The following is a 17,542-nucleotide window of genomic DNA, read 5'->3' as shown; positions in this document are numbered from 1 at the left end:
AAGCTCATATGAAAAACATAGCTATGGCCGTGGTTGTAAGAGAAGGGAAAGTCTTAATCCAAAAGCGTTTTAGACATCGCCAAGGTATGGTTTTTGAGTTCCCAGGAGGTTCCGTTGATCCCGGAGAGTCTGGTAGCGAAGCCGCAATTAGAGAGTTGTGGGAAGAAACAGGTATTAAAGATTTACAACTCCTCGGCACTCATAAAGGTCAGAACTACTTCGGTGGTGAGATTCATTACGTCGTTTTGCGTGCGGATCTAAATAATGAACCGAAAATGGTCGATGCAGAAAGACAGCAAACTTTCTATTGGCTAGAACCCTCAGCGATACCTCTTGGTGATTTTTATCGTGCAGATATTGAGTTTATAGAGAACCATTTGAGTCGATATACCTCTCAAAGATGCTAGTTTCATAACCACCATCTCTATTCATCGTTAGTTTCACGTAGGAAGCATGACAAGCGACCAATTATTGGAAAAGGCACTTTATAGCAGTGCCAGCATCCATCAACCCCCAACGATCTTGTTCAGCGCTTTTATCAGAAGTGATCCTTAATTTATGGACGTGACTTTAAGTGACGGACCTGTTCTGACAGTATCTAGAATAACTGGAACGGATTATGGCTAGAAACGTAGAAACTACTTTCGTGAATTTAATTGCAACAGTAAATGATACACAAACGTAGAGGTAGCGCACAGAATCGAAAAAGGGGATATCGCGATTACGTAATCATTGATCTAGCCGATAGTGAGATAGTGATAAGAGCTCGATAATTCGTTGTCGGATCTAAATTAGAGCTGTAAATCTAATTTCTAAGTAGTTGTTATCTCAGGAAGAGTTTTTGTGCTATGCGCCCCTATATTAAATACATTATCCCTATTTTAATTCCTTTCATTATCCTCGTAATGCCGCTATCAGCGTTTCCATTTGAAGGCCTCACGATTATTCAACAACGCGTTATCGCGATCTTTTTATTAGCGGCATTGTGCTGGGTGTTCGAGCCTATCCCGATTTACGCGACGTCTGTTGTTATTATCGTTCTGCAATTATTGATGTTGTCGGATAAAGGGCTGATCTTTTTAAGGTTTGAGCATGGGGAGGAACATTTTGGTGAGTTGTTAAAATACAGCGATATCATGGCGACATTCGCCAGCCCAATCATCATGCTGTTTTTGGGTGGTTTCTTCTTGGCGATGGCTGCCACTAAATATCGATTAGACGTAAACTTAGCCCGCGTGTTGTTGAAGCCATTTGGGCAAGACCCGAAGTTTGTGATGCTCGGCTTAATGTTGATCACTGGTATCTTTTCGATGTTTATGTCTAACACGGCAACAACGGCAATGATGCTCTCTATTTTAACGCCGGTATTGGCTGTGTTTGGTCCGAAAGACCCCGGTCGTGTAGCGTTTGCGCTTTGTATCCCTGTTGCCGCTAACATCGGTGGCATTGGTACCCCGATCGGCACCCCCCCGAACGCTATCGCACTTAAATATTTAGTTGGCGATAACCTCATTACGTTCGGCGAATGGATGGCATTTGGTGTGCCGTTTGTCGTTATTATGATGGCGTTAGCGTGGTTTTTAATAGGCTTTATGTACAAAGCTGACCAAAAGAAAATCGAGCTAAGCATCAAAGGTAAATTCCTTAAAACGCCTAAAGCCATTGCGGTATACGTCACTTTTGCGCTCACCATCATTCTTTGGTTAATGGGTTCAAGCCATGGCATGAACTCTTATACCGTCGCTCTGATTCCTGTCGCTGTGTTCTCACTTACAGGGATCATCAATAAAGAAGACCTGAAAAAGATTTCTTGGGACGTACTGTGGCTTGTATCAGGTGGTATCGCGCTTGGTTTAGCTCTCGATAAAACTGGCTTAGCAAGGCTCGTGGTACACAGCATTCCGTTTGATGCTTACTCACCATATGTGGTGTTGTTCGGAGCGGCGTTCTTGTGTTTGCTAATGGCAAACTTTATGTCTCATACCGCAACGGCCAACTTGTTAATGCCAATTATGGCTGCATTAGGTTCGTCTATGGCTTCACTCACGCCACTAGGCGGTGAGATAACGTTAATTCTGGTTGTGACCTTTGCCGCTTCATTAGGGATGTCGCTGCCAATCAGTACACCACCGAATGCGTTGGCTCATGCCACGGGTCATGTGCAAAGTAATCAAATGGCCAGAATCGGTATTATTTTGGGTGTGGTTGGTGTGCTACTGAGTTTTGTTATGGTGTGGCTGCTACATTCAATTGGTCACATAGGATAACGATACGTGTATCAACAAAAGCTAGAAGCACTTATCGAGCGCTATTTTAACCAAACAGAACGTCGGGTGACGTGCTGTGCCGGTAACACCATTATTGAACAATCAGCGTTAAACACACGTTTATATTATGTGTTTAGTGGAGAACTGGAAGGGTTTTATACCGATGCGAATACACCGCAAGTGCGAGTATTTAGCGCGGGTAGTGGGGCTTTTATAGGCGTTCATAGCTTCTTTTCAGGTAATTGGACAGCATCTTCAACGGTTGTTGCTAAAACCGATGTTGAGTTAGCGTGGATCGATAAAGACACGCCTGCAGAAGATGAACGTAAATTTGGTCCTCTTACCGCACAGTTCACACCTGTGATTGTCAATGAGTTGTCGCGTCGTCAACGCCGCGCAACACAAGAAGCGATAGCGAAACAAAAAGCGCTAGAGAAGTTACATACTGCTGAGCAAATGACGACCTTGGGTCAATTAGCTGCAGGGATTGCTCATGAACTTAACAACGCTATTGGTGTGGTAAATAGTAAATCTGGTCGACTTGAAACGGTCATCATGGATCTGCTTGAAGAAGTGCATCCAGAAGCCAGTCAATTTTTCGATTTTGGGTTAATGCATGGTCAGAAAACGTCGTCGTTAGAAGCACGAACACGTGGGCGACAATTTGAAAGAAAATATGGTTTAGACAAAAACATTGCTCGCTCTCTTGCAAAGGCGATTCCAATTGACGCTTTATCTGCAACAGACGTTATTTCAAAGCACTGGCTGAAAAACCCAGAAGAAGCGATTCGTTTTTGGCAGATGGGCTGTGATTTACATGATTTACGTTTGGCATCTAGACACACTGTCGGCATCGTAAAATCGGTTAAACAACTTGGCAGAACGGATATCGACACCGAAGAAGCGGTTGATATTAACGACTCCATTAACCATGCCTTATCGTTGTTACAAAGTGAGTTACGTCGAGTGTCTGTGCGATTGAGCCCTGCGGATTTACCGTCTTTTAAAGGCTCGAAAACAGAGCTCGTTCAGATTTGGGTCAACATTGTAAAGAATGCTTGTGATGCAATGTCGAATTCAGACGATGCCACAATAGAAATTCAAACCAGATTAAGTAAGAAAAGAATATTAGTTACGATCACGAATAACGGCCCTGAGATAGACGAGGCGACTCGTAGAAAGATATTTCAGCCCAACTTCACCACTAAAAAAGGTGGTTTATCGTTTGGATTGGGCTTGGGTTTATCAGTAGTTAAGCGGATTGTGGCGGGTTATGGCGGAAGTATCATTGTGAAAAGTGACGCTTCTAAAACTGTATTTAGAATCAAGTTACCAATAGAGGGTGAACATGGAGAAGCTTAATTTAATCTGTGTCGATGACCAGAGAGAAGTACTGAGCGCAGTGATACAAGATTTAGAGCCGCTGGCGAGTTGGCTGAATATTGAAGATTGTGAATCAGCGCAAGAAGTGCTTGATCTCATTGATGAACTTGACGCAGAAGGCGAACACATTACCGTCATCGTGTCTGATCATGTGATGCCAGGGAAAACGGGTGTGGAGTTACTCACTGAAGTGTTCCATGACAGCCGCTTTCCGAATACAAAGAAAATTCTTCTTACGGGGCAGGCCACTCATACTGATACCATCAATGCGATTAATGCAGCAGGCATCGACCGTTACTTTGAAAAGCCTTGGCAAGCAAGCACATTGGTTGAATGCATTCGTACTCTTGTCACTGAGTACATATTTGATCAAGGGCTTGATTACACGGACTATCAGAATGAGCTCGACCAGCAGGTTGTGTTGAGGCGCTTGCGCTAGTCTCTTGAAATTCAATGCACCGAAGGACGCTTTCTGAAGGGTTTTTCGTTGAAAGATGTAATCCTTCGGTGCTTATTTTACCTACCTCTTTTAGTCGTTCAGGTTTTAGTACTCAGTTATTAACACACTGGTTGCTGGCTTAAGTCTAAAACCCATACGCTACGCTAGCGGATGCATTATGTTTTTTTCATGAACGATTCCCTTAACATGCAGCAGATCTAAAATGTGTCGCAGAGTACCAGTGTCGTTTGTTGGAAAAGTAAGTCGAAAGTATTCAAATGTGATTCCTAACGCGTGGTATTTGGAGTTCTAAGTCAGATCGGTACTTACAACGTAAAGGACTAGGCTTTTCACGGCTTACTGCGTAATAATGCATTCGCCCACAAGTGGGGGTTTATAGTCAGTAGGATTTTAAAATGAGTGAGATTGCTCGCTTTATATCTGGTGAAGCGCCGGATAAATTTGGTAGAAATGTAGAACAGTTATTGGCTTACAATCATTTTTGGTTGGAGCATGACCATAAGTACATTCAAGTATTTTTCCCAATTGATGAGGGGACTAAGTTTAATCAACATGCACCGTTGGTTACTCAAGAAGATAGGGCGCTTTTTGCTAATTCAGAAGCGCTTCGCATAGCTCATCTACAAGTGCTTGACCTGATGCTTGAGTTTTGGGGCATGCAGCGCAACGGGAATGAAATATCTTCATCGTTGCCACTTAGCCCGGCGAACCATGTATGGTTGAAGAATCATGACCATAACCAATTGAGGCTAACGCGAGCCATTCGCAGTTTATACTTGTTAGGTAATGAAGAAGTCGCAACTCGCTTATGTGAGTTTCTAGTATCAGCGGCGACCGAGACAGGCTCGGTGTCGGAGAAAACCGTTCAGTATTGGCGCAATGCCTTGGAAGGTTAGGGCTTCTCTGTGCAGAGCTTTCGGCACTGCCCATAATTGATTCTCAATGCGCGGCATTTTTGTACGATGCCGCTTTCTCTATATTCAACATTTGAATGCAATTTGTGGAATATATCAAAATTAATTAAATTGATAGTAAGTTATTACTTTTCATTATGTTAGGGTTCTTTTCTTAAGGTCAGTGGATTAGGAAGAGGCTCATGAAAAAGGGATTTGTGATAGCGATTTCAATCGGCTTTGTTGGCTTCTTCCTCGTTGGTCGTGAACTCCAGTGGTTCGGGTCCAGTAATTCCGAGTCGTTTCCTAAACTTCCTGATAGTCCCCAATTTGTTCCTTCTACCGATTTCGACGGTGAGTGGCTAGGCCGTCGCATTAACACCACTGGCAATAATATGTGTGAACGCACAACCATCACCGGAACCATTCGTGAGGGTAAGGCTACCCTAAGGCTTACCTACAACGGAACACCGTTAGAGGGCTGGATTACTGAAAGCGGCGACTTACGTTTATATGCTAAACATCGCCAATGGGATTATCGTTTTTCCGCACATGGCAGTGGCAATAGATTTGATGGCCGTTGGCACTTAACCAATGGCCCGTGCCAAGGAACTTGGTTTATAGAAAAGCTGGGTGATAGTTTTGGCGTTGATGAGTAAAGGACAATTTTCATGATATCCAACATTTGGCACTTTCGATGCGCACTTGTAGAGGGTGATTACTTTAGAGGCATTATCTCTTTTCGTTTTAAATTGGGGATGATCGGTGCTGATGAATAATGAAGTAATGAAAAAGCTAGGTTGGTTCATGGTACGGCTAGTCATCGCGTACTTATCAATCGGAGTGTTGCTGGGCGTTGTCATACTTAACAACACTTATGCTCCGCGCTTTTTCTCAATGGACTGGGACATTATGGCGTGGTTTGCCGTCTTGGTGACCTTATTAAGTTATGTACTATTTCGGATAAAGAGGACGACCAATATCGGCAAGCTTATGTTTGCGAGTATTTTGGGAACCGTTGTTTTGTTTATGTATGCTGAAGAAAGGTATTGGATTGCCAATATTAACGTGCGCTCTTGGAGTCTGTTTCTTAGTGTATTGTATGTGTCTATGCTTTTATATTTCTTGTTTCCCCACCGATGGTTAAAGCCGTTTCTGTTTTTATCTCCTGTTGCTGCTGGCTCATGGGTTTTATTCTGGATAGGTTATACGCCAATTAACGTCACCTTGAGCATCATGGAAGTGCAAGGGACAATTCCAGACGAAAAATATCACAAGGCAATCGCTATGCTCCCTGACATTTATAGTACTTGTATGATATCGGCTTTGCTTTGGGCTTCACTGGTACTAGGTATTTACGCCTTGGCGTATTGGGGAAACAACCCAAGAGTGAGTTACCAAAACGCGGTGCGATCGTTAAAATCAATGGTTAGCTCTTCAAAGTGATTCAAACTATGTGGCACTTTCCTATGCCGTATTCAGATGTGATTTAAAAAAAGGACACAATATGGAAGTAAGGCTGGTCAAAGGTTCCGATCCTAAGTTCGCTGAATCGATCACCAAAACGAATATGGCGAGTTACTACCAAGTTCGTGGCATCGCTTGGGGTCATAGTCAGTTTTTACGCAGCTGGGATGAGCTGGATAACTATGAAATTTATGTGGGGGATAGCCGTATTGGTGTTGTTCGCTTCAGTTACGCCAGTGGTACAACGTTTCTTAGGGACTTGCAGATATTAGCTGACTATCAAGGTCGAGGTTTTGGCTCTAAGTGTCTCGATTTAGCTATTGAACATGCGAACAATCAAGCATCCACTCAGTTAGTGTTGCGCGTGTTCAGTGAGAATCCCGCCATTAAGCTTTATCAATCAAAAGGTTTTACTCAGTTGTCTGAAGTGAAAGGGCTCGTTGAAATGGAGCTGCCTTTAGGGTCATCATTGAGAGAGTGTCATGGATAACCGTATCCAATTAAATTTTATTAAGTACTTATTTTCAGAGTTACTGTTTATTGTTATTGCACTAGGTATTGTCTATTGGATATCAGACGGTGATCGTTCATCGCTGCTAACCATAGGGCTGATAATTTATGTTCCTCCACTAATTAAAATTCTAATGTTGTGGTGGAAGCTTCGCGATAGCTCATTTGAAATCATGAACGGTCATGTACGTTTAAATGGCGTTGCTTGCGATGTGGCTTTACAGCGCAGCTTTCTTCCGTTTGACATTGGATCATTCATCAAGCTTTCATACACGAAAGGTGCAATGCAGAAACACAATATTTACCTTTCTAAAGGCTCTATGAGCCAAGAAGAATGGCAGCGTGTGTTAGCGTGTCGAACGTAGTTCCACTGCTTTAGTTTGTGTTGTGCGTCAGTTTGTATTTCGGATGCGGTTCGTGTGCTAGTATCGCCTTTTTTGCACCGAGCGATCTTATGACCAACGACCATTTCAAAGGCAAATATGAGGTTGAGCTGAAGTATCGACTTAGCTCTAAGTCTGAGTTCTTGAAAACTTTGAACCTAATTCCTCATGAAGTAATGCTGCAAGACAATCAGGAATGTGATTGGTATTTCGATAGCCCTGATAGAAGCTTACAGGCTCAGAATAAAAGCTTGTGTATTCGCACTATGGAGCCGTCGGGCATCAAACTATGGATCGTAAAAGGCCCTGAGCCTGATCGATGTGAAGCGACAAACATCACCGATGCGTCGAATGCGAAGAGTATGCTAGAGAACCTGGGATACGAAGTGATTCTTGAAGCGCAAAAAACTCGCAGTATCTATTTTGTTGGAGAGTTCCATATCACGGTCGATTCTCTTGCGGGTATCGGTGATTTTGCCGAATTTGCTATCATGACGGACGATGAATCTAAGTTGTCTGCGTATAAAAGTGAGCTTGAGTTGTTAGCCAATAAATTCGGGCTGACTCAATCGGCACAGCAAACTCAGTCTTACAAACAGATGTTCGAAGAAATGAACGCATAGCACAGCGCTTAAGCGTCAGGGAGAGTTATGGACACCACTATCAAACAAGCCATCGAATTGCGAAAAGAAGAAAAGTATCAAGAGTCGCGTGACTTGTTGGCAACGCTACTCACTGATGAAAACTATGCGGCGAAAGCTCATTTACAGATTGCGTGGTCTTACGACAACCAAGGCAAAGAGCAACAGGCGATTGAGCACTATGTATTGTCTCTGTCTGGCGTGCTTTCTTCAGTAGAGCGTTTTGATGCGTTGTTCGGCTTGGCGAGTACTTATCGAAGCCTTGGCCTTTATGCAGAGGCTTTAGGCTATTTCGAACAGACGATGGCTGAGTATCCTGAATCGATAGAAGTGAAACCTTTCTACGCAATGTGTTTGTACAATTTAGGTCGCCATAAAGAGGCGACATCGCTGTTACTTGAGCTTTTAGTTTCCACGACGAATAGCGAAGCGATCAAAGAGTACCAACGAGCGATCTCTTTGTATGCTAAAGACCTAGATAAAACCTGGTAACAGCCACGTATAGTTTGCTTAAACACAATGAGCTTAGCCTTGTTTCGCCTTTTTAGGACGAAACTTTCTGCCGTCCATAATATTCAAAGACATCAGTGTTAGGTTGGTCGCACCAGCTATCAGTTCTAAAACCTGAACACCATAAAACATAGAGTCGAACTCTCCTAAACTTGCCCACTGATTCAAAAAGTACGCGGCCGGAATCAAAATAACGATCCCGTTGAACGCGATAATTGGCATGCGTTTACTCTTGCGCTCAGCTATTTTTCCTTTACGTTGTTTTGCCATAGATGCACCGGTCGCACCAGTGATAGCAATGGCAGGGATAAGAATAAACAAGCCCGGAAAAACGATCATCGATTTGACTAGCTTCACTGATTCCAAAGTGCCAAACAGTTCTACAAGCAATGTGCTGGTAAAGAATGTCACGATACACAGTGTTGCTGTTAATGTCGCTGTTTTGTGGATTATTGGTTTCATATCATTCTCGCTGTTAATTTGGTAACATGTTGTCAATTTGGTTTAAGTCTAATTTAATGACAGCATGTTGTCAAAGTGAGTGTTATGGATACGAATGGAGAAGTTTTTACTAAGATCGCACTAGAGATCTTTAAGGTCAGTGGTCTATTGAATGCTGAGGGTGATAAATTAACCGAAGAATTAGGGTTAAGCAGTGCCAGATGGAAGGTGATGGGTGCGATCGAAAAGTCCGATGATCTGGTCACGGTTTCTCAAATTGCTCGTATTATGGGGCAAAGCAGACAAGCGACTCAGCGTGTTACAGACATCATGGTGAAAGATGGCCTGCTAACTTGGCTTGATAACCCAAATCACAAAAAAGCAAAGTTGGTTAACATGACTGAAAAGGGCAAGGGAGCGTATTCGCTGTTAGATAAAAAACAGGAAGTATGGGCTGAAAGTGGCGCTGAAGGCATTGAAAGAGACGAGCTTGATAAGGCGCTAATCACTCTGAAGAAGATGGCTACTTTCTTAGATAGATAAAGGTTAGATAAATAGAGAGTGGAAGTTGAGAAGAGTACGGAAGCCTAAGCATCGATGTGATACTTAGGCTTCAGGGGATAGCTTTTGTTCTTTAGGAAAGCGTTACGCTGAAAGCTCTTTACGAACGATCTCTGCGCCAGCACTTAGCGCATTCAGCTTAGCTGAAGCAATGTCGCGAGGTAGGGGAGCCATACCGCAATTGGTGCAAGGGTAGAGCTTGTCTGCATCAACATACTTAAGTGTTTCTCTTAGCGTGCTAGCCACTTCTTCCGGTGTTTCAATAGAGTCTGTAGCAACATCAATCGCACCAACCATCACTTTCTTGCCTCGTACCAGTTCAAGTAGCTCAAGAGGTACATGAGAGTTGTGACACTCTAAAGAGATAATATCGATATTCGATTGCTGCAGCTTAGGAAATACTTCTTCGTATTGACGCCACTCGGTGCCTAGTGTCTTTTTCCAATCCGTATTCGCTTTGATGCCGTAGCCATAGCAAATATGTACTGCGGTTTCGCATTTAAGCCCTTCAATGGCTCTTTCCAAACAAGCAATGCCCCAATTGTTCACTTCATCAAAAAACACGTTAAATGCAGGTTCATCGAACTGAATAATATCAACGCCTGCAGCTTCTAACTCTTTCGCTTCTTCGTTGAGGATCTTCGCAAATTCCCACGCCAGTTTTTCACGGCTTTGGTAATGCGCATCGTAAAGTGTATCAATCATGGTCATAGGACCCGGCAGAGCCCATTTGATCGGTTGGTCGGTTTGCTGACGTAAGAACTTCGCATCTTCAACAAACACCGATTTCTGACGAGAAACTGGGCCAACCACTGTAGGCACACTCGCATCGTAGCGGTCGCGGATTTTAACGGTTTCACGCTTTTCAAAATCAACGCCATTCAGATGTTCAATGAAGGTCGTTACAAAGTGCTGACGTGTTTGTTCGCCGTCACTCACAATATCAATGCCTGCTTGCTGTTGCTCGTGCAGAGAGACACGCAGCGCATCTTGTTTGCCGTCTGTGAGTTCATCGCCTTGAAGTTTCCATGGCGACCAAAGCGTCTCTGGTTGTGCAAGCCAAGACGGTTTCGGCAAACTGCCCGCTGTTGAAGTCGGTAATAGTGTTTTCATAATAATACTGCCTATCCTTGGGTGGTTTTAAAGCGCAATAGACGATTAAAGTGCGTAATTTGCCGACCAGTTCTCTAGAACTGATTGGTATGGCTTAATGAACTTCTCTTCTGCGAATTTACCTTGTTCAACAGCTAGCTGGCTTCGTTCTTCACGGTCGTACACGATTTGAGTCAGCGAGTGATCCAAGTTTTTCAAGTTTGGTTGGTAACAGTTGCCTGCAACCGCGTTCGCGTTGTAGATCTCAGGGCGGTAGATTTTCTGGAATGTGCCCATGGTACTGATGGTGCTGATAAGCTCTAGGTTAGAGTAATCGTTCAGCAGATCACCAAAGAAATAGAAAGCCAAAGGTGCAACACTGTTTGGCGGCATGAAATAACGAACCTGTAAGCCCATCTTCTTAAAATATTGCTCAGTTAAAGAAGACTCATTCGGTTGGTATTCAAAACCTAATACTGGATGTTGGTTTTCAGTGCGGTAATAGGTTTTATTATCTGACACGCTTAAGCAAATAACAGGTGGCTTATTAAAGTTCTTTTTGTAAGCGTCAGAGTTAACGAAATATTTAAATAGCTTGCCGTGTAAATCACCAAAATCTTCTGGAATGCTGAATTTATCTTGGCCTTTATTATGATCCAATAGACGTACGCTAAAGTCATAATCTCGAACATAAGAAGAGAAGTTATTTCCGATAATGCCTTCAATACGCTCGTTAGTTTTACGGTCTACAATATTGGTTTTCAGCACTTCAATTGAAGGGAATGCTTCGCCGTTGCTTTCAATATCCATATCAACAGAAATGATTTCAAGCTCAACAGAGTAACGGTCGCCCTTCGGGTTGTCCCAGTGTGCTAACGCATTGAAACTGTTGTCTATCATTTGTAGTGCATTACGTAAGTTCGCTTGACGGCTGTCACCGCGAGCCAGGTTAGCAAAGTTGGTTGTGATACGCGTGCTGTCTGCAGGCTGGTAGTTCTCGTCGAGGCTAATGCTCTTAATCGTAAAATTAAATTCTTTATTCATGCTGATTTGGTATCCCAATTTGTTTTCTGATTCTCTCGGTCTTTAGTATTAAAACAGCTTTTATTATTTGCTTGTGACCGGATTAAGAATCGAAGGCTATGCTGTCTGAAATTAATGCTTAATAGAATTAATGTCGTATAAAGTTAATCGCTTAAGGTTTTTATACGTGGATAGGTTGACCATTAACAATGGTATTACTTCACATTCAACATGAGGAATATTCATGATCTATTCTGTTTGAATATTTAAGTCGGTGTCAGTTATATTAATTAGCTTGATGGAAATATAACCATATTAATAGTGCGTTATTTAAGACAATTAATTTAATGAAGAGATGGATGAAATGAGTGAATTGCTGTTGTTGATTTTCTACTGTGCGTTACTTGGCAGTGGTGTTGGGTTTCTAGCCGGTTTGTTAGGTATTGGCGGAGGGCTGATCATTGTTCCCGTGTTAAGCAGCATTTTACTGTATTTAGAAGTTCTTCCGTCCGACCAAGTGGTTGTCGCGGCGATCGCTACCTCGTTGGCATCGATTCTGTTCACCTCTACGTCTTCTGCACTTGCTCACCACAAGAATGGCAATGTGCCTTGGGATTTGGCACCTTGGATCATGCTCGGTGTTGCTCTGGGAGCTCTGGTTAGTGGTTTTATGGCGGCGTTGTTACCGGAAAAGGTCGTTCGTATCGTGTTTGCCGTGAGTGTGGTTCTTATTGCGATCAAGATGTTCTTAAGCAGCAAAAATGATGCGCCTAAGGAACGAAAACTGCCGAACAAAGGCGTGCTCACTGTATTGACAACCATTACGGGTGGCTTGTCTGCCATGATAGGGATTGGTGGTGGTGCATTGCTGGTTCCGTTATTAACGTTCTTCTCTGTTGATATGAAAAAGGCCATTGGTTGTGCCTCGGCTTGTGGCATTGTGATCGCGTTGTTTGGCTCGATAGGTTATATCAGTTCAGGCAGCAGCCACTTTGCTCTATCAGACGGTTTTGCTGGCTTTGTTTATCTGCCTGCGCTGCTGGGTATTGTGTGCACGTCTTGGTTCACGGCTCCGTTGGGCGCAAAAGCCACTAACCATTTACCGGTTCCAACGATTAAGAAAATCTTCTCAGTACTGCTGGTGGTTATCGCAGCAAGCATGGTTGCTCGTTAATTACAGATCGTTCAAGTGTGAATATATAGAACAAAAACGAATAAATTGATCAACCACCAATAATTAGAAAAGGGCAGTTTCATAACTGCTCTTTTTTTGTTTGTCGGTCTATGCTTATACAGCTATGTACATGAGTATATTGATAAAACCGTTTAGTTATGAACAATTCACTGCTATAGCTAAATGTACCTTGTTTGATTCAACGGAATGCTATCAATGAGTGGTTTATGGATCCTTTAACGCAGGGCGTGTTAGGCGCTTCTTTGTCACAATCGGCCAGCAAAAAACAACATTTGGTTGTTGCTGGGGTATTAGGTCTACTCTCTGGATTGGCTCCAGATTTAGATGCACTGATTAAGTCTCAAAGTGACCCTTTGTTGGCTTTGGAATTTCATCGACAATTTACCCATTCACTCTTTTTTATCCCCATTGGCAGTTTGATCTGCGCTTTGGTTCTGCATCATCTGATTGCAAAAAAACGTGGGCTTACTTTCAAACAAAGTTGGCTGTTTTGTGCTCTGGGTTATGGCACTCATGCACTGTTAGACGCTTGTACCACTTATGGTACGCAGTTACTTTGGCCTTTCACCAACGCGCGCTTTGCTTGGAACACCATATCAATCATTGATCCCGTTTATACGCTTCCCATCTTAATTTTACTTGTGTGTGCAACGTTGAAACGAGCGCCTTGGCTCGCGCGTGTCGCGTTTGCTTGGGCGCTAATTTATCCAACATTAGGGATGATTCAACGAGACAGGGCAGAGGCGGTTGGGTGGCAATTAGCGCAAGAAAGGCAATACACACCGATTCGATTAGAGGCAAAACCAAGCTTCGCTAATATCTTGGTGTGGAAAGTGGTGTACGAAACAGAGGCTCAATATCATGTAGACGCAGTGCGGGTTGGCACATCGGTAAATGTATATCCCGGAGAGTCGATTGCGAAACTGAATGTGAGTCAGGATTTACCTTGGCTAGACCCAGATTCCCAACAAGCCAAAGACATTGAACGTTTCCGCTGGTTCTCGAATGGTTATATTGCTCAGGACCCAACGGATGAGCTGCGTATTATCGATGTCCGATATTCAATTGTACCGAATCAAATGAAAGCACTTTGGAGCATCAAGCTATCAAAAGCAGTTGATGCAAACACGCATGTAAAATACGAAACTCATAGAGACAACACACCTGAGTCGAGACAGATCTTCTTCGATATGCTTACTGGCGATAAATGATCTAGGTCTAAAAAGTAAAAAGGCTGAGTCAGATAATCTGCTCAGCCTTTATTATTCGTTTATTCCTAAGCTACCGAGCGTTTAAGACTTAATACGACCTAAAATTAGTTCTTGAATATCAATATTCACGATACTCAAATTAATAGAAGCAGAAAGACTTGATTCCATTGTTGGCAATTTTGCTTGGTTGTCAGGATATAGGTGCCTCATTACGAACGAATTTTCGTTGATGCATGGGAATACTCATCATTGGCGTCAAAGTTGTTCTTGAACGATACTGTAGTCAGTTGAAATATTAAGGCACTGAGCTGAGCCAATAAAAATGAAGAAAAAATACACACGCATATCGTTAAGGACAGTGTTAGGGGGTATGTTTGTCTTTTGCACTCTCGTGACGGCCAGTGTTGCTATTCTCTTGCAATACCATTTTGCGAAAAAAACAGAGCTGCAACACACCCTTACTCAATATCAAACCATTGCAACTGGTGTATCGAGCCATTTGTCTAGTCTTCAAAATTTAGCTGACAACATAACGCGTAGGGGCGCTCAACTGGTATCTCTGATCGGCGTGGATACACCGGAAGAGAGTATCATTGTCCCTTTGTCTCAATTGTTAGTGAGAGAGTCTAGTATCCATAGTATTTTTGTGGCTAAAGAAAATAACGATTTCTTCCAGCTGATTAATCTTTCTTCTAAGGAGGTTCGTTCGCGTGTGAAGGCGAAACCCGGTGATAAGTGGTTGCTTATAGTTCACCGCGGAGTGAATCGAGAACGTAGTAAGGTGAGTAGCTATTACGATGAGAATTTTAATTCACGACATACCTCGAATGAGTCGAGTAATTTTATCCCCACTCAGCGTAGTTGGTTTGAAAATGCTGAATATGATGAAACTTATAACACATCGCCTTACTTGTTTAATACGCTAAAAGTCTCAGGTGAAACTTTTTCAATCAAAGTACCGGGTTCAAAAACTGTGGTGGGTGTAGATATCCTCCTTTCCTCTTTAGAAGCGCAATTGACTAATCGATTTGTTAAAAACAAGAAGGCCTCAGAGGCTGAAGCCTTTATCTATCAAGAAAATGGGCAGTTGATTGCAACGAATAAGGTGGTGGATGTTGAAGGGCGGTTACCATCAGTCTCTCCAGTGGATTTGACCGATGAGCAGCGAATGTTAGTCGACCAAGCTCCGGAACTAACAGTGTCAAACCAAAACAACTGGGGCCCGGTCGACTTTGCCGTGGGTGGGCGTCCGAATGGATTCGCAATAGACTTATTCAAAATGATATCGGAAATGACAGGCTTAAAATTTAGGTTTGTGAACGGCCGTAGCTGGAATGAGCTTGTGAAAGACTTTGATAGCGGAAATATTGACATTCTTCACTCTGTTGCCGATCAAGACGATCTTTCTAGTATTGGTGTGGTTGGTAAACCTTTATATCACGCTAAGTTTGCTTTTCTGACGAAGAAGGAAAACCAACACATCAATACCCTAGAGCAAGTAAAGCAAACTCGGATTGGTTTGCTGAAAGGGTGGAGCATTCAAGATGATTTGGAAGAAGCTTATCCCCAAATGACCATCATTAGTTACGCTTCATTGCACGACGCGATTGATGGTGTATTGAATGGCGATATTGTTGCTGTGCTTGATATTCAAAAAATTTTGACAAACAAGATACGCGAAACGTTCCGCCAAAATTTGGTAATTAATTTGCTTAAAGGGCCCAATATTCCGAACGCCTTTTATTACTTAATAAATGAAGATCAAAGAGCTTTAGTTGAGATAATTAATCTTGCGGTCAGCGCTATTACGCCAGAGCAGAGAACTGAGCTGCGTGAAAAATGGTTTAAGGGTAGTACAGCCCAGTCAACTTATACTTTTGTGCCATACGAGGAACTTCTTGAATTCGCAAAAGATCCAACATTTGTTAATTCAGTGCGCTTGGTATCAGTCCATGGTGTCGAGAAATATGTCTATGTTGCTAAGTTGACACATAAAGAGGGACGTTATTTTGCTGTTGTGATTCCTAAAGCCCACTTAATGGCAGGCGTAAATGAAACGGTAGTTTACGCAGTTGGTGCGTCATTCCTTGTGCTTACTCTCTTAATCCCAATTGCGTGGGCAATGGCAAAACCTATTTCGGAGCCAATTAATGCATTAAGAAAACAGGTCAGGTTCGTTAAAGATCGTGAGTACGAAAAAGTGCAGCGTGTTCATTCCCGTATTGAAGAAATTCATCAGCTTGGTTTATCTCTGATGAGAGGTAGTCATTCGCTACAGCAATTTGAGCAGCGTCAAAATGAGTTTTTTGAGTCTGTGATTCAACTTATCGCGCGCGCGATCGATGAAAAATCTCACTATACAGCGGGCCATTGTAACCGTGTACCAGAGATTGCTCTGATGTTGTCGGAAGCTGCCGAGAAATCCGAGCAAGCTTTGTTTAAAGGGTTTGCTTTTGAAAATGATGAAGAACGACGTGAGTTTCGTATCGCCGCTTGGCTACATGATTGTGGCAAAATTGCGACGCCAGAGTTTGTGGTCGATAAAGGCAGTAAATTAGAAACCAACTATAACCGAATCCACGAAGTTCGTATGCGCTTTGAGGTGCTGTGGCGAGATATACAAATCCAATACTTACTCAAAAAATTGCAAGAACTGGGCGTTGATGGGCAGCCAGAACAAGCATTACAACAAGAATTTGCAGTACTTACCGAAGAGTTTAATTTTATTGCCAACGCTAACGTAGGGGCAGAATTCATGTCTGATCAAGATATTGCACGTCTGCATGAACTGGCTGAAAAAGAGTGGGTGCGATACTTCGATCGTGGATTGGGTTTATCTCCATTAGAGGAAGCGCGTTATCAGTTTAAAGCGACACCAGCAGTAGAGAAATTACTGACCGATCGCCCTGAACATGTGATTGAACGTGAACAGCCGTTTTATATCGACCCTGAGTTTGGTATCAATATGAAGGTGCCCGATATTCTCTATAACCATGGTGAGTTATATAACTTAGCTGTACAGCGTGGCACATTATCGGCAGAAGAGCGCTTTAAGATTAATGAACACATGATAAGTGGAATCAAAATGTTGGAGAGCATCCCATTCCCGCCCGAGCTTGAGCGCGTTCCTCGCTATGCGACGACTCACCATGAGGCGATGGAAGGCTTTGGTTATCCGAGAGGCTTGACTGGGAAAGAGTTGTCGATTCCTGAGCGTATTCTTGCAGTAGCCGATATTTTTGAGGCGCTAACCGCTGCCGACCGACCTTATAAGAAAGCCAAATCGCTAAGTGAGGCTATCCACATCATGTCTAAAATGGCATTAGGCGGGCATATTGATAAAGACGTGTTTAAATTATTGCTCACTAGCGGAACTTACCTAAGCTATGCTAAGCGCTACTTACCAGACGGGCTAATTGATGATGTTGATATCGAGGGATATATAGACAAGCTTTCATAATCCCAAAAGATTTGTCCAGAAACGAGCCAGTAGATCATTGTTCTA

18 protein-coding genes are annotated in these 17,542 nt (G+C 42.9%); 15 read left to right on the top strand and 3 right to left on the bottom strand.

Annotated features, from left to right (window positions below):
• Positions 1 to 8 precede the first annotated feature (8 nt).
• The 11 genes from MSG36_RS15640 (at position 9) to MSG36_RS15590 (ending at position 8,496) form a co-directional block, all read left to right on the top strand.
• Positions 9 to 407, top strand: a complete 399-nt coding sequence (locus MSG36_RS15640) for an NUDIX hydrolase (RefSeq protein ID WP_061017790.1) — start codon at positions 9 to 11, stop codon at positions 405 to 407.
• A 441-nt stretch (positions 408 to 848) separates the two neighbouring features.
• Complete coding sequence (locus tag MSG36_RS15635) at positions 849 to 2,267, top strand: SLC13 family permease (RefSeq protein ID WP_048613999.1); 1,419 nt, start codon at positions 849 to 851, stop codon at positions 2,265 to 2,267.
• A 6-nt stretch (positions 2,268 to 2,273) separates the two neighbouring features.
• Positions 2,274 to 3,629 carry an ATP-binding protein gene (locus tag MSG36_RS15630; RefSeq protein WP_052878519.1) on the top strand — a complete coding sequence of 452 codons (1,356 nt, stop codon included), beginning with the start codon at positions 2,274 to 2,276 and terminating at the stop codon, positions 3,627 to 3,629.
• Complete coding sequence (locus tag MSG36_RS15625) at positions 3,616 to 4,089, top strand: response regulator (RefSeq protein ID WP_017070648.1); 474 nt, start codon at positions 3,616 to 3,618, stop codon at positions 4,087 to 4,089. Before MSG36_RS15630 ends, MSG36_RS15625 begins: the two co-directional genes overlap by 14 nt.
• A 416-nt stretch (positions 4,090 to 4,505) precedes the next feature.
• A complete protein-coding gene (locus MSG36_RS15620) occupies positions 4,506 to 5,006 on the top strand; it encodes an opioid growth factor receptor-related protein (protein WP_248368671.1) in 501 nt (166 codons plus the stop codon).
• A 200-nt stretch (positions 5,007 to 5,206) separates the two neighbouring features.
• Entirely contained in the window at positions 5,207 to 5,662 is a 456-nt protein-coding gene (locus MSG36_RS15615) for a hypothetical protein (RefSeq protein WP_248368668.1), read from the top strand.
• Between the two features lie 112 nt (positions 5,663 to 5,774).
• Positions 5,775 to 6,449, top strand: a complete 675-nt coding sequence (locus tag MSG36_RS15610; RefSeq protein WP_248368665.1) for a hypothetical protein — start codon at positions 5,775 to 5,777, stop codon at positions 6,447 to 6,449.
• Between the two features lie 61 nt (positions 6,450 to 6,510).
• Entirely contained in the window at positions 6,511 to 6,960 is a 450-nt protein-coding gene (locus MSG36_RS15605) for a GNAT family N-acetyltransferase (RefSeq protein ID WP_086969713.1), read from the top strand.
• Entirely contained in the window at positions 6,953 to 7,345 is a 393-nt protein-coding gene (locus tag MSG36_RS15600; protein WP_086969715.1) for a hypothetical protein, read from the top strand. The genes MSG36_RS15605 and MSG36_RS15600 overlap by 8 nt, the downstream gene beginning before the upstream one ends.
• A gap of 89 nt (positions 7,346 to 7,434) precedes the next feature.
• Positions 7,435 to 7,986: a class IV adenylate cyclase gene (cyaB, locus tag MSG36_RS15595; protein WP_086969717.1), complete on the top strand. Its 552-nt coding sequence runs from the start codon at positions 7,435 to 7,437 to the stop codon at positions 7,984 to 7,986.
• A gap of 27 nt (positions 7,987 to 8,013) precedes the next feature.
• A complete protein-coding gene (locus tag MSG36_RS15590; protein WP_086969719.1) occupies positions 8,014 to 8,496 on the top strand; it encodes a tetratricopeptide repeat protein in 483 nt (160 codons plus the stop codon).
• A gap of 33 nt (positions 8,497 to 8,529) precedes the next feature.
• On the opposite strand, the gene MSG36_RS15585 is transcribed toward MSG36_RS15590, so the two are convergent.
• Entirely contained in the window at positions 8,530 to 8,976 is a 447-nt protein-coding gene (locus MSG36_RS15585; protein WP_248368663.1) for a hypothetical protein, read from the bottom strand.
• Between the two features lie 84 nt (positions 8,977 to 9,060).
• Between MSG36_RS15585 and MSG36_RS15580 the strand changes: the two genes are divergently transcribed.
• Entirely contained in the window at positions 9,061 to 9,498 is a 438-nt protein-coding gene (locus tag MSG36_RS15580) for a MarR family transcriptional regulator (RefSeq protein ID WP_081229655.1), read from the top strand.
• A gap of 102 nt (positions 9,499 to 9,600) precedes the next feature.
• Here the strand turns inward: MSG36_RS15580 and MSG36_RS15575 are convergent, their stop codons facing one another.
• Together MSG36_RS15575 and MSG36_RS15570 are read right to left on the bottom strand one after the other, a co-directional pair.
• On the bottom strand, positions 9,601 to 10,629 hold the full coding sequence (locus MSG36_RS15575) for a methionine synthase (RefSeq protein WP_248368660.1): 1,029 nt from the start codon (positions 10,627 to 10,629) through the stop codon (positions 9,601 to 9,603).
• A 45-nt stretch (positions 10,630 to 10,674) separates the two neighbouring features.
• Positions 10,675 to 11,652, bottom strand: a complete 978-nt coding sequence (locus MSG36_RS15570; protein ID WP_029405689.1) for a DUF1852 domain-containing protein — start codon at positions 11,650 to 11,652, stop codon at positions 10,675 to 10,677.
• A gap of 343 nt (positions 11,653 to 11,995) precedes the next feature.
• Between MSG36_RS15570 and MSG36_RS15565 the strand changes: the two genes are divergently transcribed.
• The 3 genes from MSG36_RS15565 to MSG36_RS15555 all read left to right on the top strand — a co-directional run bounded on the left by MSG36_RS15565 (position 11,996) and on the right by MSG36_RS15555 (position 17,497).
• Positions 11,996 to 12,805 carry a sulfite exporter TauE/SafE family protein gene (locus tag MSG36_RS15565; protein ID WP_029235341.1) on the top strand — a complete coding sequence of 270 codons (810 nt, stop codon included), beginning with the start codon at positions 11,996 to 11,998 and terminating at the stop codon, positions 12,803 to 12,805.
• Positions 12,806 to 13,032: 227 nt separating this feature from the next.
• Entirely contained in the window at positions 13,033 to 14,037 is a 1,005-nt protein-coding gene (locus MSG36_RS15560; RefSeq protein WP_248368658.1) for a metal-dependent hydrolase, read from the top strand.
• Positions 14,038 to 14,359: 322 nt separating this feature from the next.
• Complete coding sequence (locus MSG36_RS15555; RefSeq protein WP_248368656.1) at positions 14,360 to 17,497, top strand: HD domain-containing phosphohydrolase; 3,138 nt, start codon at positions 14,360 to 14,362, stop codon at positions 17,495 to 17,497.
• Positions 17,498 to 17,542 lie beyond the last annotated feature (45 nt).

Source organism: Vibrio sp. 1CM8B (genome assembly GCF_023161685.1).
Lineage (GTDB): Bacteria > Pseudomonadota > Gammaproteobacteria > Enterobacterales > Vibrionaceae > Vibrio > Vibrio coralliirubri.
The sequence above is the reverse complement of the archived record's forward strand: the minus strand, read 5'-3'. Positions and strand labels throughout refer to the sequence as shown.